Annotated in this window: 19 protein-coding genes; 3 read left to right on the top strand and 16 right to left on the bottom strand. The window is 62.8% G+C overall.

The annotated features are described in order from the left end of the window. Positions 1-272 precede the first annotated feature (272 nt). Genes catA through QRN22_RS23580 form a run of 3 tightly spaced genes read right to left on the bottom strand, consistent with a single transcriptional unit; the run spans position 273 to position 2,685 of the window. Positions 273-1,202, bottom strand: a complete 930-nt coding sequence (catA, locus tag QRN22_RS23570) for a catechol 1,2-dioxygenase (RefSeq protein ID WP_042554073.1) — start codon at positions 1,200-1,202, stop codon at positions 273-275. Between the two features lie 48 nt (positions 1,203-1,250). Beyond that, the gene (gene catC / locus QRN22_RS23575; RefSeq protein ID WP_042554072.1) at positions 1,251-1,541 is read right to left on the bottom strand and encodes a muconolactone Delta-isomerase; all 291 of its coding nucleotides are present in this window, start codon (positions 1,539-1,541) and stop codon (positions 1,251-1,253) included. Positions 1,542-1,563: 22 nt separating this feature from the next. Beyond that, positions 1,564-2,685: a muconate cycloisomerase family protein gene (locus QRN22_RS23580; protein WP_042554071.1), complete on the bottom strand. Its 1,122-nt coding sequence runs from the start codon at positions 2,683-2,685 to the stop codon at positions 1,564-1,566. 230 nt (positions 2,686-2,915) lie between these two features. Here QRN22_RS23580 and QRN22_RS23585 point away from each other — a divergent pair, with 230 nt between their 5' ends. Further along, positions 2,916-3,791 (top strand): LysR family transcriptional regulator, encoded by an 876-nt coding sequence (locus QRN22_RS23585; protein WP_042554070.1) that lies wholly within the window; start codon positions 2,916-2,918, stop codon positions 3,789-3,791. Positions 3,792-3,970: 179 nt separating this feature from the next. Here the strand turns inward: QRN22_RS23585 and rpsA are convergent, their stop codons facing one another. The 8 genes from rpsA to QRN22_RS23625 all read right to left on the bottom strand — a co-directional run bounded on the left by rpsA (position 3,971) and on the right by QRN22_RS23625 (position 16,302). Beyond that, the gene (gene rpsA / locus QRN22_RS23590) at positions 3,971-5,650 is read right to left on the bottom strand and encodes a 30S ribosomal protein S1 (RefSeq protein ID WP_042554069.1); all 1,680 of its coding nucleotides are present in this window, start codon (positions 5,648-5,650) and stop codon (positions 3,971-3,973) included. A gap of 139 nt (positions 5,651-5,789) precedes the next feature. Further along, on the bottom strand, positions 5,790-6,479 hold the full coding sequence (cmk, locus tag QRN22_RS23595) for a (d)CMP kinase (RefSeq protein WP_042554068.1): 690 nt from the start codon (positions 6,477-6,479) through the stop codon (positions 5,790-5,792). Beyond that, complete coding sequence (locus QRN22_RS23600) at positions 6,476-8,686, bottom strand: bifunctional prephenate dehydrogenase/3-phosphoshikimate 1-carboxyvinyltransferase (RefSeq protein WP_082045795.1); 2,211 nt, start codon at positions 8,684-8,686, stop codon at positions 6,476-6,478. The genes cmk and QRN22_RS23600 overlap by 4 nt, the downstream gene beginning before the upstream one ends. A gap of 29 nt (positions 8,687-8,715) precedes the next feature. Further along, positions 8,716-9,825, bottom strand: coding sequence for a histidinol-phosphate transaminase (gene hisC / locus QRN22_RS23605; RefSeq protein WP_042554067.1), 1,110 nt, complete (start codon positions 9,823-9,825; stop codon positions 8,716-8,718). An 87-nt stretch (positions 9,826-9,912) separates the two neighbouring features. After that, positions 9,913-11,022: a prephenate dehydratase gene (gene pheA / locus QRN22_RS23610; protein ID WP_042554066.1), complete on the bottom strand. Its 1,110-nt coding sequence runs from the start codon at positions 11,020-11,022 to the stop codon at positions 9,913-9,915. Further along, positions 11,022-12,107 (bottom strand): 3-phosphoserine/phosphohydroxythreonine transaminase, encoded by a 1,086-nt coding sequence (serC, locus tag QRN22_RS23615; RefSeq protein ID WP_042554065.1) that lies wholly within the window; start codon positions 12,105-12,107, stop codon positions 11,022-11,024. Before serC ends, pheA begins: the two co-directional genes overlap by 1 nt. 94 nt (positions 12,108-12,201) lie before the next feature. Then, positions 12,202-15,006 carry a DNA gyrase subunit A gene (gyrA, locus tag QRN22_RS23620; RefSeq protein WP_042554064.1) on the bottom strand — a complete coding sequence of 935 codons (2,805 nt, stop codon included), beginning with the start codon at positions 15,004-15,006 and terminating at the stop codon, positions 12,202-12,204. A gap of 225 nt (positions 15,007-15,231) precedes the next feature. Beyond that, positions 15,232-16,302 (bottom strand): s-methyl-5-thioribose-1-phosphate isomerase, encoded by a 1,071-nt coding sequence (locus QRN22_RS23625; protein ID WP_042554063.1) that lies wholly within the window; start codon positions 16,300-16,302, stop codon positions 15,232-15,234. Positions 16,303-16,447: 145 nt separating this feature from the next. Between QRN22_RS23625 and QRN22_RS23630 the strand changes: the two genes are divergently transcribed. Continuing rightward, positions 16,448-17,767 (top strand): TRZ/ATZ family hydrolase, encoded by a 1,320-nt coding sequence (locus tag QRN22_RS23630; RefSeq protein WP_042554062.1) that lies wholly within the window; start codon positions 16,448-16,450, stop codon positions 17,765-17,767. A gap of 215 nt (positions 17,768-17,982) precedes the next feature. After that, entirely contained in the window at positions 17,983-18,681 is a 699-nt protein-coding gene (gene ubiG / locus QRN22_RS23635; RefSeq protein ID WP_042554061.1) for a bifunctional 2-polyprenyl-6-hydroxyphenol methylase/3-demethylubiquinol 3-O-methyltransferase UbiG, read from the top strand. A 64-nt stretch (positions 18,682-18,745) separates the two neighbouring features. On the opposite strand, the gene hpxK is transcribed toward ubiG, so the two are convergent. Genes hpxK through QRN22_RS23660 form a run of 5 tightly spaced genes read right to left on the bottom strand, consistent with a single transcriptional unit; the run spans position 18,746 to position 23,320 of the window. Further along, positions 18,746-20,023, bottom strand: coding sequence for an allantoate amidohydrolase (hpxK, locus tag QRN22_RS23640; RefSeq protein ID WP_042554060.1), 1,278 nt, complete (start codon positions 20,021-20,023; stop codon positions 18,746-18,748). Further along, the gene (locus QRN22_RS23645; RefSeq protein ID WP_042554059.1) at positions 20,023-21,255 is read right to left on the bottom strand and encodes a pyridoxal-phosphate-dependent aminotransferase family protein; all 1,233 of its coding nucleotides are present in this window, start codon (positions 21,253-21,255) and stop codon (positions 20,023-20,025) included. The genes hpxK and QRN22_RS23645 overlap by 1 nt, the downstream gene beginning before the upstream one ends. Positions 21,256-21,280: 25 nt before the next feature. Further along, positions 21,281-22,018, bottom strand: coding sequence for an amino acid ABC transporter ATP-binding protein (locus QRN22_RS23650; protein WP_042554058.1), 738 nt, complete (start codon positions 22,016-22,018; stop codon positions 21,281-21,283). Continuing rightward, positions 21,999-22,655, bottom strand: a complete 657-nt coding sequence (locus QRN22_RS23655; RefSeq protein WP_042554191.1) for an amino acid ABC transporter permease — start codon at positions 22,653-22,655, stop codon at positions 21,999-22,001. Before QRN22_RS23655 ends, QRN22_RS23650 begins: the two co-directional genes overlap by 20 nt. Next, entirely contained in the window at positions 22,655-23,320 is a 666-nt protein-coding gene (locus QRN22_RS23660; protein ID WP_042554057.1) for an amino acid ABC transporter permease, read from the bottom strand. The genes QRN22_RS23655 and QRN22_RS23660 overlap by 1 nt, the downstream gene beginning before the upstream one ends. Between the last annotated feature and the right edge of the window lie 5 nt (positions 23,321-23,325).

A 23,325-nucleotide genomic window follows, 5' to 3' on the forward strand; every position in this document is an offset into this window, starting at 1 on the left:
AAACCGTGGGGCGGCTATTGCGCCGTGTGAGTACAAGGTACCCAGCCCATAGCGAGCTAACAATCCGATAATCGATTATTTGTTCGATAATCGAACAATGCTTGAACCGCTCTCCCTTCCCGCCCGACACCCGCCAGCCGCATCATCCATGGGCCTGCACGGCGTATCCACACAGCCCTCAGCTTCGGGCCTACATGCCAAACACAATTACCCCCTGTGCAGGGGGTAATCCAGGCTTGCCAGGTTCAGAACCGGGCCTGACAGAGCAGCCCTCAGGCCTCCAGCGCCCTCACCCGCTCGTGGCGTTGCTGGGCCTTGGGCTCAGCGGTGGATTGCAAGGTGAAATCGAATTCGATTTCGGCGAAGCGTCCTGCCACCCCGTGGGCACTGGCACGCGCCGCATCCTCGAAGAAATCGATCTTCGCAATCAGCTCATCGCGGGTGGCGTAGGCGAAGTCATCGTGCAGGTACTTGTCGCCATCCAGATTGATCTGGGTAGTCAAATGCCGATGGCCGGGTGCCGAGATGAAGAAATGCACGTGGGCCGGACGCTGGCCATGGCGGCCGAGCTGGTCGAGCAGTTGCTGGGTCGGGCCATCGGGCGGGCAGCCGTAGCCGGACGGCACGATGCTGCGAAAGCGATAGCGGCCCTCGGCATCGGTCTCGATGCGGCGACGCAGGTTGAACTCCGACTGCGCGGGATCGAAGTAGGAATAGGTGCCGCCCGTGTTGGCGTGCCAGACGTCGACGATGGCACCGGCCAATGGCTTGCCGTCGGTATCGAACACACGGCCCTGCATGAACAGCGGTGTACCGGCATCCTGACCATCGTCCAGACGGGCTTCGCCCTTGCTCAGCGGCGCTCCGGCGACATACAACGGCCCCTCGATGGTGCGTGGGGTACCGCCCGTGCGACCGGCCTCTTCGTCCTCGGCGTCCATCAGCATGTCGAGGTAATGCTCGATACCCAGACCGGCGACAACCAAACCAGCCTCCTGGCGGCTGCCGAGTTCGTTGAGGTAGTGCACCGCTTTCCAGAATTCTTCCGGGGTGATCTGAAGATCCTCGATGAGCTTCGCGGTGTCGTTGAGCAGGCGGTGAATCACCGTCTTCATGCGCGCGCTGCCCTGGTCATTGCTGAAACCACTGGCCTCTTCGAAGAACTTCTGCACATCCACGGTCTGGGCGATACGTACGGTCATGGTCTTTTCCTCATCTTGTTTTTTTCTTGAACGGATTATGCTGGCGAATCAGCGATCGTCATCATGGATCGAGGACGGGTGATGACACAGCGCCATGACCTCGATCTCCATGTAGGGGTAGAGCGGCAGTTGCATCAGAGTGTCATGCAGAGCCTGGGCGTCGGCCACGTCGAACACGCTGACGTTGGCGTACAGCCCGGCAATTCGCCATAGATGGCGCCAGGTGCCCTCGCCCTGCAGACGCTGGGCCAGCTCTTTTTCATCGGCCTTCAGGCGGGCGACCTGTTCGGCCGGCATATCGGTGGGCAGTTTTACGGTCATGCGCACATGGAACAGCATGGCAACGTCCTTTCGGTAGGCATCAACGACGGCGGAAGTGCTGCAGACGCTCTTCATCGAGCGTCACACCAAGGCCGGGCGTGGTCGGGATCTTCAGTTCGAAATCGCGGTACATCGGCACCTCGACGAGGATGTCCTCGGTCAGCAGCAGCGGCCCGAACAGCTCGGTGTGCCACTCCAGCTTGCTGAGGGTGGCGAAGGCATGGGCCGAGGCCAGGGTGCCGACACTGCCTTCGAGCATGGTGCCGCCGTACAGAGCGATACCCGCGGCTTCGGCGATATGGGCGCTGCGCAGCACGGCGCGCGGGCCACCATTCTTGGCGATCTTCAGGGCGAACACCGGTGCGGCGCCGGCACGGGCCAGGTTGAAACTGTCTTCCACGCTCTCGATGGCTTCGTCGGCCATGATCGGCGCTGGGCTGCGGGCGCTGACGCGCGCCTGGGCCTGCACGTCCTGGCGAGGAATCGGCTGCTCGATCAGGTCGACGCCGGCATCGCCGAGCGCCTGGCAGGCGCGCATGGCCACCGCTTCGCTCCACGCCTGGTTGACGTCTACCCGAACGCTGGCACGGTCGCCCAATGCGCGCTTGATGGCCGCCACGTGGGCGATATCCAGCGACGCATCGCGGCTGCCGATCTTCAGCTTGAAAATCCGGTGGCGACGCAGGTCGAGCATGCGCTCGGCCTCTTCGATGTCTGTGGCGGTATTGCCACTGGCCAGCGTCCAGGCGACTTCCAGACCGTTACGCACACGGCCACCGAGCAGCTCGGCAACCGGCAGGCCAAGACGCTTGCCCTGGGCGTCGAGCAAGGCGGTTTCCACTGCCGAGCGGGCGAAGGTGTTGGCGCGCACGTTGCGGTCGATGCGCAGCATCGCGGCGTTGATGTTGCCGGCCGGCTGGCCGATCAGCAGCGGTGCGAAGTAGGTATCGATGTTGGTCTTGATGCTTTCCGGGCTTTCCCCGGCATAGGCCAGGCCACCAATGGTGGTGGCTTCACCGACACCTTCGATACCGTCACTGCAGCGCAGGCGCAGGATCACCAGGGTCTGCCGCTGCATGGTGTGCATCGCCAGCTTGTGCGGGCGAATGGTCGGCAGATCGACGATCAGGGTCTCGAGGCTTTCGATCAGGGGAACGCTCATTGGAAGTGATCCGTATGCAGGTCAGAACGACTGGCAAAAGGCTGCGAGACGCAGCGCTGCGGCGCCTCGCTCAGAAGGCCAGCCAGGCGCAAGAACGCGGTGGAGGAGCAAAGGATGCGAGTCATCACGAGCATATCCTTCAGGTTTTATTTTTGTTCCGGCACAGATTGACCTCAGCAAATAAGCCAGTCCAATATTGAATCGGTCTGGTTTCATACCCTGGAGGTATCATGGAGCTGCGCCACCTGCGCTACTTTCGCGTGCTCGCGGAAACCCTTAATTTCACCCGCGCAGCAGAACGCCTGCATATCGCCCAGCCGCCGCTGAGCCGGCAAATCCAGCAATTGGAAGATGAGTTGGGCGTGGCCCTGATCGAGCGCGGCAGGCCGTTGCGCCTGACCGAGGCTGGTCGGTTCTTCTATGAGCATTCCGTGCAGTTGCTTGAGCAGCTTGGCCGCGTCAGCGAAGACACGCGGCGGATCGCCGAAGGGCAAAGACGCTGGCTGGGAATCGGCTTCGCTCCTTCCACACTGTATGGCGCACTTCCGGAGCTGATCCGTCAGCTGCGCAGCGAGGCCGCCATCGAGCTGGGGTTGTCCGAACTGATCACCCTGCAGCAGGTGGAAGCCCTCAAACGCGGCCGCATCGATATCGGTTTCGGGCGCATCCATATCGAGGACCCGGCCATCGTGCAGGAGGTCATTCGTGAAGATCCACTGGTCGCCGCCCTGCCCGCTGGCCATCATCTGCTCGCCGCCCCCGCATCGTTGGAAGACCTGGCACGGGAACCGTTCGTGCTCTATCCAGGCACGCCAAGGCCCAGCTATGCCGACCATGTGCTCGGGCTGTTCGCGCGCAATGGCTTGAAGATTCGCGTAGCACAGATGACCAACGAGCTGCAGACCGCCATTGGCTTGGTGGCCGCTGGCATCGGCATCACTTTGGTGCCGGCTTCGGTACAGCGCCTGCACCGCGACGATATTGGCTACACGCCCCTGCTCGACGTCAGCGCCACCTCGCCGATCGTCATCAGTTACCGCAAGGATGACGATTCACCGCTGCTCAAGCGCTGCCTGAATCTGGTCAAGAATCTCGATCCGGAGTGACCACCCTGCGATACGGCTGCCGGGGCGGAATCACCTTGGAGGACCAGGCTTTCGGACCCTGTGCGATTTAGCCGAGGTGATCGCCCGTCTGCGGCTGAAACTCGATTCGAAGCTGTATACCTGAACGACGCCCACAAAAAAGGGCGACCGAAGTCGCCCTTTTTCTGGATTACCCGAACTTAGTTCTGGTTTTCCATTTGCGCGCGGATCAGATCACCGATGGTGGTCGGACCGGAAGTTTCAACTTCCTGCTTACGCATTTCCTTGATTGCTTCTTTTTCGTCTTCAACGTCTTTCGACTTGACGGACAGGCTGATCACGCGGCTCTTGCGATCCACGCTGATGATCTTGGCCTCGACTTCTTCGCCTTCTTTCAGAACGTTGCGCGCATCTTCAACGCGGTCACGGCTGATTTCGGAGGCTTTCAGAGTAGCTTCGATGCCGTCGGCCAGGGTGATGATCGCGCCCTTGGCGTCAACTTCTTTCACAGTACCGCGAACGATAGTGCCTTTGTCGTTGACTGCAACGTAGTCGGAGAACGGATCTTCTTCCAGTTGCTTGATGCCCAGGGAGATGCGCTCACGCTCTGGGTCGACCGACAGGATGACGGTTTCCAGTTCGTCGCCCTTCTTGAAGCGACGTACGGCTTCTTCGCCGACTTCGTTCCAGGAGATGTCGGACAGGTGAACCAGACCGTCGATGCCGCCGTCCAGACCAATGAAGATACCGAAATCGGTGATCGACTTGATGGTGCCGGAGATCTTGTCACCCTTGTTGAACTGACCGGAGAAATCTTCCCATGGGTTGGTTTTGCACTGCTTGATACCCAGGGAGATACGACGACGCTCTTCGTCGATGTCCAGAACCATGACTTCCACTTCGTCGCCAACCTGAACGACTTTCGACGGGTGGATGTTCTTGTTGGTCCAGTCCATTTCGGAAACGTGTACCAGGCCTTCCACGCCTTCTTCCAGCTCTGCGAAGCAGCCGTAGTCGGTCAGGTTGGTCACGCGCGCAACAACGCGGGTGCTTTCCGGGTAACGCGCCTTGATAGCAACCCATGGGTCTTCGCCCAGTTGCTTCAGGCCCAGGGAAACACGGTTACGCTCGCGATCGTACTTCAGAACCTTGACGTCGATCTCGTCGCCAACGTTGACGATCTCGGACGGGTGCTTGATACGCTTCCAGGCCATGTCGGTGATGTGCAGCAGGCCATCGACGCCACCCAGATCCACGAATGCGCCGTAGTCGGTGAGGTTCTTGACGATACCTTTGACCTGTTGGCCTTCCTGCAGCGATTCCAGCAGGGCTTCGCGCTCTGCGGAGTTTTCGGCTTCCAGGACGCTACGACGGGAAACGACAACGTTGTTGCGCTTCTGGTCGAGCTTGATGACCTTGAATTCGAGCTCTTTGCCTTCCAGGTGAGTGGTATCACGCACCGGACGGACATCGACCAAGGAACCTGGCAGGAACGCACGGATGCCGTTAACGTCGACAGTGAAGCCGCCTTTAACCTTACCGTTGATAACGCCCTTGACCACTTCCTCAGCGGCGAAAGCTGCTTCCAGGACGATCCAGCACTCGGCGCGCTTGGCTTTTTCGCGGGACAGCTTGGTTTCACCAAAGCCATCTTCAACCGCGTCCAGCGCAACGTGGACTTCGTCACCGACCTTGATGGTCAGCTCGCCTTGTTCGTTGAAGAACTGCTCCAGAGGGATGACGCCCTCGGACTTCAGGCCAGCGTGAACGGTAACCCAGTCGCCGTCGATGTCGACCACGATGCCAGTGATGATGGCACCCGGCTGCATGTCCAGGGTTTTCAGGCTTTCTTCAAAAAGTTCTGCAAAGCTTTCGCTCATGTTGATTCCTGTTGGATCGGGCGGGGATTCGCCCTGCTCCGCATTCCAGACAATGCGGGTTTATTCATATAAAAGAAGGCCTACGGGACTAGGACTGGTATCCCCGTATGCCTCCCCTGCGAGCCGAAAATGGCTCTTTTCAACCGGCGAGGTCGCGATTGGCGACTTCGCTCAGAATTCTTTCCAGCACCTGCTCGATGGACAATTCGGTGGAATCCAGCTGGATCGCGTCGGCTGCCGGCTTGAGCGGAGCCACCGCACGCTGGGTATCACGCTCATCGCGTGCCCGAATCTCATCAAGAAGACTCGCGAGATTAACATCATCGCCCTTCGCCTTCAACTGCAGGTAACGTCGATTGGCACGTTCCTCGGCGCTGGCGGTCAGGAAAACCTTCAGTGGGGCCTCTGGAAACACCACGGTGCCCATGTCACGACCATCGGCCACCAGGCCCGGCGCCTCGTTGAAGGCGCGTTGGCGCTGCAGCAGCGCATCACGCACCGCTGGCAGTGCCGCGACCTGAGAAGCACCGGCACCGATCTGCTCGTTACGGATGGCGTCGGTCACCTCCTCGCCTTCGAGGATGATGCGCTGTGGCTTGCCGTCACCGGCAGCGAGGAACTGCACGTCGAGGTGCGCGGCCAGCAGCTTCAGCGACTCTTCGTTGGTCAGGTCGACGCCATGATTGCGTGCGGAGAATGCCAGCAGACGATACAGCGCGCCGGAATCCAGCAGGTTCCAGCCCAGCTGCCTGGCCAGCAGACCGGCAACCGTGCCCTTGCCCGAGCCACTCGGCCCGTCGATGGTAATGACCGGCGCGTTGACGCTCATTGCTGACCCTCCACGGCCACACGAATGCCAACCTGCTCGGCCAGAGCCAGGAAGTTGGGAAACGAGGTGGCGACGTTGGCGCAGTCATGGATGCGGATTGGCGCCGTCGCACGCAGCGAGGCGACGCTGAAGGCCATGGCGATGCGGTGGTCGCCGTGGCTGTGCACTTCGCCACCGCCAATGGCCTGGCCACCGTCGATGATGATGCCGTCTTCGGTCGGCTCGACCTTCACGCCCAGACTGGTCAGGCCGTCGGCCATCACCTGGATACGGTCGGACTCCTTCACGCGCAGCTCTTCGGCGCCACGCAGTACGGTGCGACCTTCGGCGCAGACCGCAGCGATGAACAGTACCGGGAACTCGTCGATGGCCAGGGGCACCAGCGCTTCGGGAATTTCGATCCCCTTGAGCTTGGCGCCGCGCACGCGCAGGTCAGCCACAGGCTCGCCCCCGACTTCACGCGGGTTCTCCAGGGTGATGTCACCGCCCATCAGGCGCAGAATCTCGATCACGCCGATACGCGTCGGGTTGATGCCGACATGCTCGAGCAGCAGGTCAGAGCCTTCGGCGATGGAAGCCGCCACCAGAAAGAACGCTGCCGAGGAAATGTCCGCCGGCACTTCGATGCGGGTAGCCGTCAACTTGCCACCGGCCTGCAGGGAAGCCACCGGCCCGTTGGACTCGACGGCATAACCGAAGCCGCGCAGCATGCGCTCGGTGTGGTCACGGGTCGGCGCCGGCTCGGTAACAGTGGTCACGCCTTCGGCGTACAGACCCGCCAGCAGCAGGCAGGACTTAACCTGGGCGCTGGCCATCGGCAAGGTGTAGGTCAGTGCCTTGAGCTTCTGGCCACCACGGATGGTCAGCGGTGGGCGACCGTCCGGGCCGGTCTCGACCACGGCCCCCATTTCGCGCAGCGGATTGGCCACGCGGTTCATCGGGCGCTTGGACAGCGATGCATCACCGGTCATGGTCACATCGAAGGGCTGGCCAGCCAGCAAGCCGGACAACAGGCGCATGGAAGTGCCGGAATTGCCTACGTAGAGCGGACCGGGTGGCGGCTTCAGGCCGTGCAGGCCAACGCCATGCACGGTCACGCGGCCATGGTGCGGCCCTTCGATGACCACGCCCATGTCGCGGAAAGCCTGCAGGGTCGCCAGGGCGTCTTCGCCCTCGAGAAAACCTTCGACCTCGGTAGTGCCTTCGGCCAGGGAGCCGAGCATGATCGAGCGGTGGGAGATGGACTTGTCGCCTGGAACGCGGATACGCCCACGGACATTGCCACCAGGATTAGCCAGGAAAACCAGATCGTTCGAGTGCATAGCGTCCACATAGGCCCGACGGGCCAGTATTTTGCTGAAATGTTCGCGGGCCACGCGGGCGCGAGTGAATACGCCCAGCAGGTGATGCCCGTCCCCTGCGTCGACCGCATCGCGCAAGGCGTCTAGGTCGTCGCGAAATACATCCAGAGTGCGCAGCACCGCCTCGCGGTTGGCGAGGAAGATGTCGTGCCACATGACCGGATCACTGCCGGCGATTCTCGTGAAATCGCGGAAGCCGCCAGCGGCATAGCGGAAAATTTCCAGATTCTCGTTGCGTTTGGCCAGCGAGTCGACCAGACCAAAGGCCAGCAGATGTGGCAAATGACTGGTGGCAGCGAGCACCTGATCGTGGTGCTCGACCTGCATGTGCTCGACGTCGGCGCCCAGCTCGCGCCACAGTTGATCGACGCGCTGCAGCGCAATCGCATCAGTCTGTGGCAGCGGCGTGAGGATCACCTTGTGGCGCTTGAACAGCTCGCCATTGGCCGCCTCCACCCCGCTCTGCTCGGAGCCGGCAATCGGGTGGCCCGGCACGAAGCGCGCCGGCACGCCACCGAAGACCGCATCCGCAGCGCGCACCACGTTGCCTTTCGCGCTACCCGCATCAGTGAGCACGGCATCGCCCAGATCCAGCCTGGCCAACTCGCCGAGCAAACGCTCCATGGCCAGGATAGGGACCGCCAGCATGATCACATCCGCGCCCTGACAGGCGGCAGCCAACTGCTCCTCGCAGCGGTCCACCACCCCCAGCTCGACGGCCATGCGGCGCGCCTGCGGATCCAGATCGACGCCAACGACCTCGCGACACACGCCACGGGCACGCAGGCCCTTGGCGAAAGAGCCGCCGATCAGCCCGAGGCCAACCACGACCAGGCGTTCGACCAAAGGCTTGTTTATCGGTGTCATGCCTTCGGTCACGCGTTGAGCACCTTGCGCAGCGCTTCCAGGAAGCGGGCGTTCTCGGCCGGCAGGCCGATGGAAACGCGCAGGTGGTTGGGCATGCCGTAGCCGGCGACTGGCCGTACGATCACTCCCTCGCGCAACAACCCCTGGTTGATCGCAGCGGTATCACGAGCAAAGTCGATGGCCAGGAAATTGGCCTTGGACGGAATCCAGCCCAGGCCCAACTCGCGGCAACCTTCCTGCAATTGCAACATGCCAGCTGCGTTGATTTCACGGCTGCGGGCCAGATACTCGGCATCGTCGAACGCCGCGCAGGCCGCGGCCAGTGCGAAGCTGTTGACGTTGAACGGCTGACGCACACGGTTCAGCACGTCGGCGACCTGAGTCGAGCTGAGGCCGTAGCCGACGCGCAGCGAGGCCAACCCGTAGGCTTTGGAGAAGGTGCGCGAGACCAGCAGATTGGCGTGCCCAGCGAGGAAGTCCAGGCCATCCGGCAGCTCATCGCCGTCGGCATATTCGATGTAGGCCTCGTCCAGCACCACCAGCACGTTTTCCGGCACGCCCGCGAGGAAATCGCGCAGTGCCTGGGTGTCGAACCAGGTGCCGGTCGGGTTGTTGGGGTTGGCGATGAATACCACACGGGTGTCGGCATCGATGGCCGCCAGCATGGCCGGCAAGTCGTGACCGAAGTTGACCGCCGGCACGACCTTGGCCTGCGCGCCAACGGCCTGGGTAGCGATCGGGTACACGGCGAACGCGTGCTCGCTGAACACCGCATTCAGACCTGGGGCCAGGTAGGCGCGGGCGACCAGCTCGAGAATGTCGTTGGAGCCATTGCCCAGGGTGACCTGAGCGGTGGAAACGCCGCAGCGCTCGGCCAGCAGGGTTTTCAGGGTGAAACCGTTGCCGTCGGGGTAGCGAGTCAGCTCGTCGAGCTCGGCACGAATTGCCGCCAGCGCCTTGGGGCTCGGGCCGAGCGGATTCTCGTTACTGGCCAGTTTGACGATGCTGGCCGGATCCATGTTCAGCTCGCGGGCCAACTCGTCGACCGGCTTGCCTGGCACGTAGGGGGAAAGTTTCTGCACGCCTGGCTGGGCCAGGGCGATGAAATCACAAGACATAGCTGCAAGCCTCAAGCTATACGCCGCAAGCTAGAAGCCATAACGCCGCTCATTTGCAGCTCGTGGCTCGCAGCTTGCAGCTGCTGTTTAAAGTACCGCCTTCGGGTAGGAGCCCAGCACCTTGAGCGCCACGGCTTCCCCATTGATTTTTTCCAGCACGTCCTTGATCAGCGGATCGCGGTGGTGACCGACGAAATCGATGAAGAAGGCGTAGGTCCACTTGCCGCTGCGCGACGGACGGGTTTCGATGCGCGTCAGGTCGATACCGTTCTGGTGGAACGGCACCAGCAACTCGTGCAGCGCGCCTGGCTTGTTGCGCATGGAGACGATCACCGAGGTCTTGTCGTCGCCGGTCGGCGGGACTTCCTGGTTGCCGATGATCAGGAAGCGCGTGGAGTTATCCGGGCGATCCTCGATCTTCTCGGCGAGCCGGGTCAGGTCGTACAGGTTGGCGGCCATGTCACCGGCGATGGCCGCCGAGTTCCATTCGCTCTTCACCCGGCGGGCGGCATCGGCGTTGCTGGAAACCGCCACGCGCTCGACGTTCGGGTAATGGGCGTCCAGCCACTTGCGGCACTGGGCCAGAGACTGGGCATGGGAATAGATGCGGGTAATCCGGTCGGTCTTGGTGGCGTCGCCGACCAGCAGATGATGGTGGATGCGCAGTTCCACTTCGCCGCAGATCACCAGATCGTGCTCGAGGAAGCTGTCGAGGGTGTGGTTGACCGCACCTTCGGTGGAGTTCTCCACGGGCACTACACCGAAGTTGACGGCGCCGGCCACCACTTCGCGGAACACCTCGTCGATAGCCGCCATGGGCTGACTGATCACGGCATGACCGAAATGCTTCATGGCCGCCGCCTGGGAGAAGGTACCTTCCGGGCCCAGATAGGCGACCTTCAGCGGATTCTCCAGCGCCAGGCAGGAGGACATGATTTCACGGAACAGCCGCGCCATTTCCTCATTGCCAAGCGGGCCGCGATTACGCTCCATCACCCGTTTGAGCACCTGAGCCTCACGCTCGGGACGGTAGAACACCGGCTGCTCGCCAGCGGGCAGCGAGGCCATCTTGACCCGCGCCACTTCTTCGGCACAGCGTGCACGGTCGCTGATCAGTTCGAGAATCTTCTCGTCCAGGCTATCGATGCGCAGGCGCAGAGCCTGCAGCGCCTGATCGGTGTTCGCATCCGCAGTCATCAGCCGTGCTCCTTCTCGAACTCCGCCATGTAAGCGACCAGGGCCTGCACGGCATCCAGGCCCACTGCGTTGTAGATGGACGCACGCATGCCACCCACCGAGCGATGGCCCTTGAGGTTGAGCAGGCCACGGGCATCGGCACCCGCCAGGAACGGTTTGTCGAGACGCTCGTCAGCCAGACGGAAGGGTACGTTCATCCACGAACGGGCATTGCTGGCGATCGGGTTGCTGTAGAACTCGCTGGCGTCGATCACGCCGTACAGCAGTTCCTTCTTGGCCTTGTTGCGCTGCTCCATGGCGGCCACACCGCCCTGCTCTTTCAGCCACTCGAAGACCAGCCCCGAAAGGTACCAGGAGAAGGTCGCCGGGGTGTTGTACATCGAGCCGTTGTCGGCAGCGATCTTGTAATTGAGCATGGTCGGGCAGGCGCTGCGCGCGCGGCCGAGCAGGTCTTCACGGATGATCGCGACCACCAGCCCGCTGGGGCCGATGTTCTTCTGAGCGCCGGCATAGATCAGGCCGAACTTGGAGATATCCACTTCACGCGAGAGGATATCGGACGACATGTCGACCACCAGCGGTACGTCGCCAGCCTCGGGGATCCAGTCGAACTGCAGGCCACCGATGGTTTCGTTGCTGGCGTAATGCAGGTAGGCGGCATCCTTGGACAGCTGCCACTCGTTCTGCCCGGGAATGGCGAAGTAGTCGTAGGCCTTGGCGCTGGCGGCGACGTTGACGTTGCCGTAGCGGCGGGCCTCCTCGATGCTCTTCTTCGACCAGATGCCGGTATCGATGTAATCGGCAGTACCGTCTTCAGGCAGCAGGTTGAGCGGTATTTCCGCGAATTGCTGGCTGGCCCCACCTTGCAGGAACAGCACCTTGTAGTCGGAGGGAATGGTCAGCAGATCGCGCAGATCCTGCTCGGCCTTTTCAGCGATGGCCGTGTATTCGTCACTGCGGTGGCTCATTTCCATGACGGACAGGCCTTTACCCTGCCAGTCTAGAAGTTCGGCCTGGGCACGCTGCAGAACGGCTTCGGGAAGCGCGGCCGGGCCGGCGCAGAAGTTATAGGCTCGCTTGCTCACAATTCACTCTCGCTTGACTGTCTGGTTACAGCGCTACATCTATCTGGCGAAATGTTGCCTGCAGCACCAGGGTGCTGCAGACAAAGCGGCGCGCTTACGCGTCGCGCTCTTCGCCATGCTCGTCACCTTCCGCTGCCGGCTCATCGCCAGCAACGGCCTCGTCGAGGTCGGCGACGACGATCGGATTGCCCTCTTCGTCCAGCGCCTCTTCGATGTCCTCTTCGGATGGCTCCTGCACACGCTCCAGGCCAACCAGTTTCTCGTCCTTGGCCAGCTTGATCAGGGTCACGCCCTGCGTGTTACGGCCGGAACTGGAAACTTCGTCGACACGGGTACGCACCAGGGTGCCCTGGTCGGAAATCAGCATGATTTCCTCGCCGTCCTGCACCTGGATGGCACCGATCAGCGCACCGTTACGCTCTTTGGTGATCATGCCGATCACGCCCTGACCGCCACGACCACGGCGCGGGAACTTGGAGAGCGCCGTGCGCTTGCCGAAACCGCGCTCGGAAGCAGTGAGAATCTGCGCACCGGACTCGGGGATCAGCATGGAGATCAGGCGCTGTTCCTTGCTGATACGCATGCCGCGAATACCGCGGGCACCACGGCCCATGACACGCACCACGCTTTCAGCGAAACGAATCACCTTGCCGGAGCTGGAGAACAGCATGACTTCCTTGGCACCGTCGGTGATGGCGGCGGCGATCAGGGTGTCACCTTCCTTGAGCTTCAACGCGATCAGGCCGTTGGAGCGCGGACGGCTGAATTGCACCAGCGGGGTTTTCTTCACGGTACCGGAGGCGGTGGCCATGAAGATGTAGGCACCGGTCGGTTCGGCCACCAGCTCGGCGGTCTCGCCTTCGACTTCTTCGATCTCGGCGACTTCAGCCACTTCTTCGGCGTCCACGATCTCGCCTTCGAGCACGGCATCGTCGCTGTCGTCCACGTCGTCGGCGCCGGCTTGCTGCTGCAGGGCTTCGAGGTCGATCTGCAGCATGGTGGTGATGTACTCACCCTCGTCGAGTGGCAGCAGGTTGACCAGTGGACGGCCACGGGCAGCACGGGACGCTTCGGGAATTTCGTAGGTCTTGAGCCAGTACACCTTGCCCTTGCTGGAAAACAGCAGCAGCGTGGCGTGACTGTTGGCGACCAGCAGGTGAGCGATGTAATCCTCATCCTTGACGCCAGTCGCCGACTTGCCCTTGCCCCCGCGGCGCTGGGCCTGGTACGCGGTCAACGGCTGGGTCTTGGCATAGCCACCATGGGAAATGGTCACTACGCGTTCTTCTTCGGGGATCATGTCGCCGAGGGTCAGGTCCAGACGGGAATCGAGGATCTCGGTACGGCGCTTGTCACCGAACTCGGCCTTGACCGCTTCCAGCTCCTCACGAATCACTTCCATCAGGCGCACGGCGCTGGTGAGGATGCGGATCAGCTCGCCGATCTGGGTGAGGATTTCCTGGTACTCGGCCAGCAGCTTCTCGTGCTCGAGGCCGGTCAGGCGGTGCAGGCGCAGATCCAGGATCGCCTGGGCCTGTTCCGGCGACAGGTAGTACTTGCCATCACGCAGACCGAACTGCGGATCGAGGTTCTCAGGGCGGCACGAATCGGCACCTGCGCGCTCGACCATGGCTTCCACGGCGGTGGATTCCCACGCGGTGGTGATCAGCGCTTCCTTGGCCTCGGAAGGCGTGGGCGAGGCTTTGATCAGGGCGATGACCGGGTCGATGTTGGACAGCGCAACGGCCTGGCCTTCGAGGATGTGACCGCGCTCACGGGCCTTGCGCAGTTCGAACACGGTACGCCGGGTCACCACCTCACGACGGTGCAGGACGAACGCGTCGAGCATGTCCTTGAGGTTGAGAATCTTCGGCTGACCGTCGATCAGGGCTACGACGTTGATGCCGAAGACGCTCTGCATCTGGGTCTGGGCATAGAGGTTGTTGAGGATCACCTCGGGCACTTCGCCGCGACGCAGCTCGATGACCACGCGCATACCGTCCTTGTCGGACTCGTCGCGCAGCTCGGTGATGCCTTCGAGCTTCTTCTCCTTGACCAGCTCGGCGATCTTCTCGATCAGGCGCGCCTTGTTCAGTTGGTAAGGCAGCTCGGTAACGACGATCTGCTGGCGACCGCCAACCTTGTCGATGTCTTCGACCTCGGCGCGGGCACGGATGTAAATCCGTCCACGACCGGTGCGATATGCTTCAACGATACCGGCGCGGCCATTGATGATGCCTGCGGTCGGGAAATCCGGCCCCGGGATGTACTGCATCAGGTCATCGACCGTCAGCTCCGGGTTGTCGATCAGGGCCAGACAGCCGTCGATGACTTCGCTCAGATTGTGCGGCGGAATGTTGGTCGCCATGCCCACGGCGATACCGCTGGAACCGTTGACCAGCAGGTTGGGGATCTTGGTCGGCATGACCGCCGGGATCTGCTCGGTACCGTCGTAGTTGGGTACCCAGTCGACGGTTTCCTTGTGCAGGTCTGCCAGCAACTCGTGGGCCAGCTTGGTCATGCGCACTTCGGTGTATCGCATGGCTGCGGCGTTGTCGCCGTCCACCGAACCGAAGTTGCCCTGGCCATCGACCAGCAGGTAACGCAGCGAGAACGGCTGAGCCATACGCACGATGGTGTCGTAAACGGCGGTATCACCGTGCGGGTGATATTTACCGATCACGTCACCGACCACACGGGCGGATTTCTTGTACGCCTTGTTCCAGTCGTTGCCCAGCTCGCTCATGGCGAACAGCACCCGACGGTGCACGGGCTTGAGACCATCGCGCGCATCCGGCAAGGCACGCCCGACGATCACGCTCATGGCGTAGTCGAGGTAGGACTGTTTCAGTTCGTCTTCGATGTTGACCGGGAGGATTTCTTTGGCCAGTTCGCCCATGAGTAGCCTGATTCCTTTTTTCTGGTGAAACTCCGCCGCGTTCATTGGGAACCTGGCGAAGCGCGTCGCAATGGCATCAGGCCAGCGACGACTCACGACAAATCAATACGTTATGCCATGCATTCGAGCAGTAATGGCGACCGCTGACGGCGCCCCTGAAAACTGCCGGAGCTTACCACAAAGCGTGCCCCGCACCTATCCCTGAAGGCTCATGAAGCCAGGGGCTCAGTGCAGCCGCTTGCGCGACATCAACTGGGCGATCTTGGCAGCGTCCGGGCGTTCGATCACGCCCTTCTCGGTGACCACAAAATCCACCAGATCGGCGGGTGTCACGTCGAACTGCGGCTCGATCTCGTCCACACCGGCCACCCGCTCGCTCTGCGGATAGGCCAACGGCGCATGACCGAGCTCGTGAAAACATTCCTCGCCGCTCTCGGCCTGCAGGTCGATGACGGCGCTCGGCGCCACCACCATCAGCCGTACGCCATGGTGCATGGCGGCGACCGCCAGCTGATAGGTGCCGATCAGGCCAAGCACGTCTCCGTTGGCAGCGATTCGCTCGGCGCCGACGATGGCCCAGGTGATGCCACGGTCCTTCATCAGGTGAGCCAGCGCAGCATCCGCGCTGAGCGCCACGGCGATGCCCTCTTCACGCAGCTCCCAGGCCGCCAGCCGAGCACCCTGCAGCAACGGGCGGCTTTCGCCCAGATAGCAGCGCTCCAGCAGCCCCTCGAGCCGAGCAGCGCGGATCACCGCCAGCGCCGTGCCAAAACCACCACTGGTCAGCGCTCCGGCGCAGCCGATGCTGAGCAGATTCTGCGAGTTGCCCTGAAAACCGCGAATCAGTTCCACCCCCAGCTGTGCCATGACCAGGCTGGCCTCGCGATCACGCTGATGAATGCCGTGGGCTTCGTCCTCCATCACCTCCAGCGGCTGCGCGCCAGGCCGCGAGCGCGCCAGCCGCTCGTGCATCCGCAGCAGCAAACGCTCGCATTCGAGGGCATGGAGGCCTGCCTCGGCGAGCCGACTGGCATCCACCTGCAACCCGGCATACCAGTCGCCACCCTCGTCGGCACGCTGGCGCGCCCCGAGCACCAGGGCGTAAGCACCGCAGATGACCCTGGCGGCAGCCCCCTGCAGCGCACCGCCAGCAAGCATTTCCACAACGGCAGACACCGAATGACAGGCATGCCAGACCTGCTCACCGGGCAGGCGGCGTTGATCGAGCACATGCAGGGCACCCTCGCGCCAGACAAAGCCCACGACCTGCTCGGCAGCCAGCAAACGCTCGCGCATTACCCACTCCATCCTCGAAAGCCGGCCAGTATACGCCGCGCGAACCGGCAGCCGCACCTCGCGCACGGCGCTGCGCGACGCTACGCACTTTCAAGATCACGGCATTCCTCTATAGACTCGGCGTTTTCAACGACGGAACCCACCCATGGCAGACGCTCCGCTCGACCTTTTACTGCTGCCCACCTGGCTGGTGCCGGTCGAGCCCGCAGGCGTGGTGCTGCACGATCACGGCCTGGGCATCCGCGATGGCAAGATCGCCCTTATCGCACCACGCGCTGATGCCTTGCGGCGCGGCGCCACGCAGATCCGCGAGCTGCCTGGGCGCCTGCTGACACCGGGCCTGATCAACGCCCACGGTCACGCGGCAATGACGCTGTTCCGCGGTCTGGCCGACGACCTGCCACTGATGACCTGGCTGGAAAAGCACATCTGGCCGGCAGAAGCCAAGTGGGTCGATGAGCGGTTCGTTCAGGACGGCACCGAACTGGCCATTGCCGAGCAGATAAAGAGCGGTATCAGCTGTTTCGCCGACATGTACTTCTTCCCCGAAATGGCCTGCGAGCGGGTGCACGCCAGCGGCATGCGCGCGCAGATCAGCATTCCGGTGCTGGATTTCGCCATCCCCGGCGCCCGTGACGCGGACGAGGCGCTGCGCAAGGGCGTGACGCTGTTCGACGAAATGCGACACCACTCGCGCCTGAGCGTCGCCTTCGGCCCTCACGCGCCCTACACCGTCGGTGACGCGAACCTCGAAAAACTGCGCATCCTCGCCGAAGAGCTGGACGCCGGCATTCATATGCACGTGCACGAAACCGCCTTCGAAGTGCAGCAGAGCCTCGAACAGCATGGCGAACGCCCGCTGGCCCGCCTGCACCGCCTCGGCCTGCTCGGCCCGCGCTTCCAGGCCGTGCACATGACCCAGATCGATGATGACGATATAGCCCTGCTGGTCACCACCAACAGCAGCGTGATCCACTGCCCGGAGTCCAACCTCAAGCTGGCCAGCGGCTTCTGCCCGGTCGAGAAACTCTGGCAGGCCGGCGTCAATGTCGCCATCGGTACCGACGGTGCCGCCAGCAACAATGACCTCGACCTGCTCGGCGAGACCCGCACCGCCGCGCTGCTGGCCAAGGCCGTAGCCGGCTCGGCCAGCGCCCTGGACGCACACCGCGCGCTGCGCATGGCGACCCTCAATGGCGCCCGCGCCCTGGGCCTCGACGGCGAGATTGGCTCACTGGAGCTCGGCAAGGCCGCCGACATCGTCGCCTTCGACTTGCGCGGCCTGGCCCAGCAACCGGTCTACGACCCCGTTTCGCAGTTGATCTACGCCACCTCCCGAGACTGCGTCGAGCACCTCTGGGTCGCTGGCAAGCCACTGCTCGAAGACCGCAGACTGACGCGCCTCGACGAGGAACGCATCATCGCGACCACGCGACAGTGGGGCGCAAAAATCGGACACCGCTAAGAACCTTGCCGAGGCAGTCAGCTCGAGCCCGTTTTTAACGCAGTGATGACAACGCCGGTAATTTTTAGGGTGTCCGATAGCCGGGCGTCCGACCCATTGAGCGCAAACTACGGCAAACTGTCACACATCAGAGGCCAGCCGCGCGCCGAGCAAAGCTGGCAACATGCACGCACTGCGCGTCATGTCATACGCATTCGCTTTATTCAGGGAAAACCATGAGCAACGTCGACCAAGCCGAAATCGCCAAATTCGAAGCCCTCGCCCATCGCTGGTGGGACAAGGAAAGCGAGTTCAAGCCCTTGCACGAGATCAACCCGCTGCGGGTCAACTGGATTGACGAACGCGCCGGGATGGCGGGCAAGAAGGTACTCGACGTTGGCTGCGGTGGCGGCATTCTCAGTGAAGCCATGGCTCAACGTGGTGCCACGGTGACCGGCATCGACATGGGCGAAGCGCCGCTGGCTGTGGCCCGCTTGCATCAGCTGGAATCGGGCGTTGAAGTCGATTACCGGCAGATCACCGCCGAAGCCATGGCAGAAGAGATGCCCGGCCAGTTCGACGTGGTCACCTGCCTGGAAATGCTCGAGCACGTGCCCGACCCGTCGTCGGTGATTCGCGCCTGCCACAAGCTGGTCAAGCCCGGCGGCCAGGTGTTCTTCTCCACCATCAACCGCAATCCCAAGGCCTACCTGTTCGCGGTGATTGGCGCCGAATACATCTTGCGCCTGCTGCCGCGCGGCACCCATGACTTCAAGAAATTCATCCGCCCATCGGAACTGGGCGCCTGGAGCCGCGACGCCGGCCTGCAGGTCAAGGACATCATCGGCCTGACCTACAACCCGCTGACCAAGCACTACAAGCTGGTCAACGACGTGGACGTCAACTACATGGTGCACACCAGCAAGGCAGATTGATCCTGCCGGGTCAGCCAGCGCACGCCCACTCGGGCCGTACGCTGGCTATCTCAACGCCCCGCGCTCACTCCACCGACTGGGCCAACGGCGGCTCTATCGCCAACGCCTGAACCCAGTCCACGCAGGCCTGAATCGCCAGCGCCACGTCGTCCACCTCGACGGCCTCGGCCGGGTGATGACTGACCCCTCCTGCACAGCGCACGAACAGCATGCCGACCGGCCAGCGTTCGGCCATGGCGATCGCGTCATGGCCTGCACCACTGGGCAGCGACAGGCTGCGCCCCTGCACCTGGGTCAGCACCTGTGCCAGGGAAGCCTGCATGGCGTCATCGCAACGGGTCGCCGGTATGCCGTAGTACTGGCTGGCATGGAACTGCAGCCCGCGCTGCCGCGCAATCGCCTGCCCCTGGCTCAGCAGGTCGTCGAGCAAATCTGCCAATGCCTGATCCTCCGGACCACGCACGTCCAGGGTCAGGGCGACCTCACCGGGAATCACGTTGACCGCGCCAGGGTGGCACTGCAGGCTGCCCACCGTGGCCACCAACTGCGGATCGCGCTGCGCGGTCTGCGCTTCGATGTAGACCATCCACTGCGCCGCAGCAGCCAGGGCGTCCTTGCGATGACTCATCGGCACGGTACCGGCATGCCCGGCCATACCGACGAAGCGGCAATTCAGCCGGCGCGCACCATTGATGGCCGTCACCACGCCAAGCGCCAGCTCTTCGCGCTCCAGGCACGGGCCCTGCTCGATATGCAGTTCCAGATAGGCGGCGAAGTCATCCGCGTTCCGAGCCGCACTGGGGACCTGCGCCGCATCCAGGCCGACAGCGGTCATCGCCTGGGCGACACTGACGCCATTGGCATCGGCCTGTTCGACCCAGCCTTGCGGCCAGGTACCGGTCAGACCGCGACTACCCAGCAGGGTGATGCCGAAGCGGGTCCCCTCCTCGTCGGCGAAACCGACGATCTCGATGGCCAGCGGCAAACGTATGCCGCGGTCATGAAAGTGCTGCACGGTCTCGATGGCGGCGACCACGCCGAGCATGCCGTCATAACGACCGGCGTTGCGCACGGTATCCAGGTGCGAGCCGAGCAACAGCGCCTGCGCGCCAGCACGCTGGCCTTCGTAACGCCCGCAGATGTTGCCAACGGCGTCCTGCCAGACGCGCATGCCGGCCGCCTGCATCCACTCGCCCACCAGCGCATTGGCACGCAGGTGTTCTGCCGACAGGTACACACGGGTCAGGCCATCGGCAGACTCGCTGATCGCCGCCAGCTCGTCGCAACGCGCCATGATCCGCGCGCCCGCACGGCCTGCCGCCAGCTTGTCCATGGCGCTCATCAGCAACGCTCGCTGTAGTGATCCCAGGCCGCCTGCATCGCGGCGCCCTGAGTGGTACGCAGGCCGAGACGATTGAGTACCGCCTCCAGAGCGCTGAGGGTCTGCATCACGCAGTCCTTGCGGGCGTTGTAGCCCATGGTGCCGATACGCCAGACCTTGCCAGCCAGCGGCCCGAACGACGTGCCGATCTCGATACCGAAGTCCTCGAGCATCAGCTTGCGCACCTGGTCGCCATTGACCGCCTCGGGAATCACCACGCCAAGGACGTTGTTCATCTTGTATTCGAGGTTGCCGAAGGTTTCCAGACCCATGCCCTGGATGCCCTTGAGCAGAGCATCGCCATGCAGCTTGTGACGGGCGATCCCCTCGTCCAGGCCTTCCTCGCCAATCACCCGTGCGCACTCGCGGGCAGCGAACAGCGCCGACGTGGCTTCGGTGTGATGATTGAGGCGCTCGGGGCCCCAGTAATCGAGGATCATGCCAAGGTCGAAATAGTTGGAGTAGATCATCTCGTCGTCGCCGTCCTGATGGGCAGCGGTACGGATGCCGGCCTCCACGCAGGCGCGGCGACGAATCACCGCCACCATGCTCGCACTGAGGGTGATCGGCGCGGTGCCGGATGGCCCACCCAGGCACTTCTGCAGACCGGCGGACACCGCATCCAGCCCCCAGGCATCGGTTTCCAGCAGGTTGCCGCCCAACGACGCGGTGGCATCGGTATAGAACAGCACGCCATGGCGCCGGCAGATGTCGCCCAGCTCGGCCAGTGGCTGCAACATGGTGGTCGACGTATCGCCCTGCACGGTCAGCAGCAGCCGTGGCTTCACCTGCCTGATGGCATCCTCGATCTGCTGCGGGGTGAACACTTCACCCCAGGGCACCTCGATGGTGTGAACGTCGGCACGGCAACGCCGGGCGATTTCGCAGAGCAGATGGCCGAAACGGCCGAACACCGGCACCAGCACCTTGTCGCCAGGGCGAATCGCCGAGACCAGAATGGCCTCGATGCCGGCCCGCGAGGTGCCGTCGATCACCAGGGTTGCAGCGTTGGCAGTACGAAAGACGCCGCGGTACAGCGCCATCACCTCGTTCATGTAGTGGGTCATGGCCGGGTCGTACTGGCCGATCAGTTGGCTGGACATGGCGCGCAGCACACGGGGATCGGCATTGATCGGGCCCGGCCCCATCAACAGACGCTGGGGCGGATTCACTGGCAGGAAAGTCGTGTTCATCTGGGATTTCTCGTTCTAAAGACGCTCAGTTCAGTCCACGCACGGACGAAATGAATTGCTTGAGTTCGGCGCTCTGCGGATTGGCGAACAGCTCGCGGCTGGGGCCCTGCTCCCACACGCGCCCCTGGTGCATGAACACCACGCGGTCGCCAACTTCCTGGGCGAAGTTCATTTCGTGGGTGACCAGAATCAGCGTCATGCCTTCCTTCGCCAGTTGCTCCAGCACCTTGAGCACTTCGCCGACCAGCTCGGGATCGAGGGCCGAAGTGATCTCGTCGCACAGCAGCACCTTGGGCGACATGGCCAGCGCACGGGCGATGGCGACCCGCTGCTGCTGGCCGCCGGAGAGGTTGGCCGGGTAATAGTCCATGCGATCGCCCAGGCCGACCTTTTCCAGCATCTGCGCGGCCAGCTCGCGGCACTCGGCATCGCTCTTCTTCAGCACCCGACGTGGTGCCAGCATGACGTTCTCACGGGCGGTCATGTGCGGAAACAGGTTGAAGTTCTGGAACACCATGCCGACCGAGCGGCTGATCTCCCGCGCCTGGGAGTCACGGTCGGTGACGGTCATGCCGCCGAGCTTGATGCTGCCATCCTGATAACCTTCGAGGCCGTTGATGCAGCGCAGCAAGGTGCTTTTCCCCGAGCCGCTGCGGCCAATGATCGACACCACCTCACCGACCTCGATATCGAGGTCGACCCCTTTGAGTACGTGGTTGTCGCCGTAGTACTTCTGTACCTGATCAATGGTGATGAGCGGCATTGAATTTCTTCTCCAGATACTGGCTGTAACGCGACAGCGGATAACACATGAGGAAGTAGCCCAGCGCCACCAGACCGAACACCTTGAAAGGCTCGTAGGTGACGTTGTTGAGAATGGTGCCGGCCTTGGTCAGCTCGACGAAACCGATGATCGACGCCAGAGCCGTGCCCTTCACGACCTGCACGGCGAAGCCAACGGTCGGTGCAATACCGATGCGCAGCGCCTGGGGCAGGATGACGCGAAACAGCGTCTGACCGAAATCCAGCCCCAAACAGCGGCATGCTTCCCACTGGCCCTTGGGCAGCGCACGGATGCTGCCGTGCCAGATGTCCACCAGGAACGCACTGGTATAGAACGTCAGCGCCAGCGAGGCAGCCGTCCAGGGCGATACATCTATCCCCAACAGCGCCACGCCGAAGAACGCCAGGAACAGCTGCATCAGCAGTGGCGTCCCCTGGAACAGCTCGGTGTAGCCGCGAATCAGCCAGTGTGGCCAGACCCGCTTGGACAAGCGCGCCATGACCAGCGGAATGGCCACCAGGGTGCCGCCGATGAATGCCGTGAGAGACAGCAGAACGGTCCAGCGCGCAGCCAGGAGCAGATTGCGCAGGATGTCCCAGTCGGTGAAGGTGGTCATCATGGCTGATCTCCAAACCATTTGCGGCCGGCAGCCAGCAACAGCTGACGCATGGCGATGGACAGTGCCAGGTACATCAGCGTGGTCACCAGATAGACCTCGAAGCTCAGAAAGGTACGTGACTGGATCAGGTTGGCGGCGAAGGTCAGCTCCTCATGGGACACCTGGGAAACCACCGACGAGCCGAGCATGACGATGATGCACTGGCTGACCAGCGCCGGATAAATGCGCTTCAGGGACGGCGGCAAGACCACCTGAATGAAGGTTTGCGTGCGACTCAGGCCCAGCACGCGCCCCGCCTCCCATTGCCCCCGCGGCGTGACCTGAATGCCGGCACGGATGATCTCGGTGCTGTAGGCCCCCAGATTGATCAGCATGGCCAGCAGCGCAGCCTCTCCCGCCGTCAGTTTCAAGCCAAGATTCGGCAAGCCGAAAACGATGAAGAACAGTTGCACCACGAAGGGCGTGTTGCGGATCAGTTCGACATAGACGCCCCACAGGCGGCTGAGAATGGTCGGGCGGCCGCTGCGCAGTGCAGCACCCAGAATGCCCAGGGCCACGCCGCCCACGGTCGCCATCACCGTGAGCTGGATGGTTACCCAGAGGCCGGAAAGCAACTCCGGCCAGTAGGGCCACAGGGCGGAAAAATTCAGCTGCGCCATCATCGCGA

Source organism: Pseudomonas sp. MEJ086 (assembly GCF_030209025.1).
Lineage (GTDB): Bacteria > Pseudomonadota > Gammaproteobacteria > Pseudomonadales > Pseudomonadaceae > Aquipseudomonas > Aquipseudomonas fulva_A.

Coding starts and splice junctions, on each gene's coding strand:
- catA (WP_042554073.1), bottom strand. CDS start 1,202: ATGACCGTACGTATCGCCCAGACCGTGGATGTGCAGAAGTTCTTCGAA.
- catC (WP_042554072.1), bottom strand. CDS start 1,541: ATGCTGTTCCATGTGCGCATGACCGTAAAACTGCCCACCGATATGCCG.
- QRN22_RS23580 (WP_042554071.1), bottom strand. CDS start 2,685: ATGAGCGTTCCCCTGATCGAAAGCCTCGAGACCCTGATCGTCGATCTG.
- QRN22_RS23585 (WP_042554070.1), top strand. CDS start 2,916: ATGGAGCTGCGCCACCTGCGCTACTTTCGCGTGCTCGCGGAAACCCTT.
- rpsA (WP_042554069.1), bottom strand. CDS start 5,650: ATGAGCGAAAGCTTTGCAGAACTTTTTGAAGAAAGCCTGAAAACCCTG.
- cmk (WP_042554068.1), bottom strand. CDS start 6,479: ATGAGCGTCAACGCGCCGGTCATTACCATCGACGGGCCGAGTGGCTCG.
- hisC (WP_042554067.1), bottom strand. CDS start 9,825: ATGTCTTGTGATTTCATCGCCCTGGCCCAGCCAGGCGTGCAGAAACTT.
- pheA (WP_042554066.1), bottom strand. CDS start 11,022: ATGACTGCGGATGCGAACACCGATCAGGCGCTGCAGGCTCTGCGCCTG.
- gyrA (WP_042554064.1), bottom strand. CDS start 15,006: ATGGGCGAACTGGCCAAAGAAATCCTCCCGGTCAACATCGAAGACGAA.
- QRN22_RS23625 (WP_042554063.1), bottom strand. CDS start 16,302: ATGCGCGAGCGTTTGCTGGCTGCCGAGCAGGTCGTGGGCTTTGTCTGG.
- QRN22_RS23630 (WP_042554062.1), top strand. CDS start 16,448: ATGGCAGACGCTCCGCTCGACCTTTTACTGCTGCCCACCTGGCTGGTG.
- ubiG (WP_042554061.1), top strand. CDS start 17,983: ATGAGCAACGTCGACCAAGCCGAAATCGCCAAATTCGAAGCCCTCGCC.
- hpxK (WP_042554060.1), bottom strand. CDS start 20,023: ATGAGCGCCATGGACAAGCTGGCGGCAGGCCGTGCGGGCGCGCGGATC.
- QRN22_RS23645 (WP_042554059.1), bottom strand. CDS start 21,255: ATGAACACGACTTTCCTGCCAGTGAATCCGCCCCAGCGTCTGTTGATG.
- QRN22_RS23650 (WP_042554058.1), bottom strand. CDS start 22,018: ATGCCGCTCATCACCATTGATCAGGTACAGAAGTACTACGGCGACAAC.
- QRN22_RS23655 (WP_042554191.1), bottom strand. CDS start 22,655: ATGACCACCTTCACCGACTGGGACATCCTGCGCAATCTGCTCCTGGCT.
- QRN22_RS23660 (WP_042554057.1), bottom strand. CDS start 23,320: ATGATGGCGCAGCTGAATTTTTCCGCCCTGTGGCCCTACTGGCCGGAG.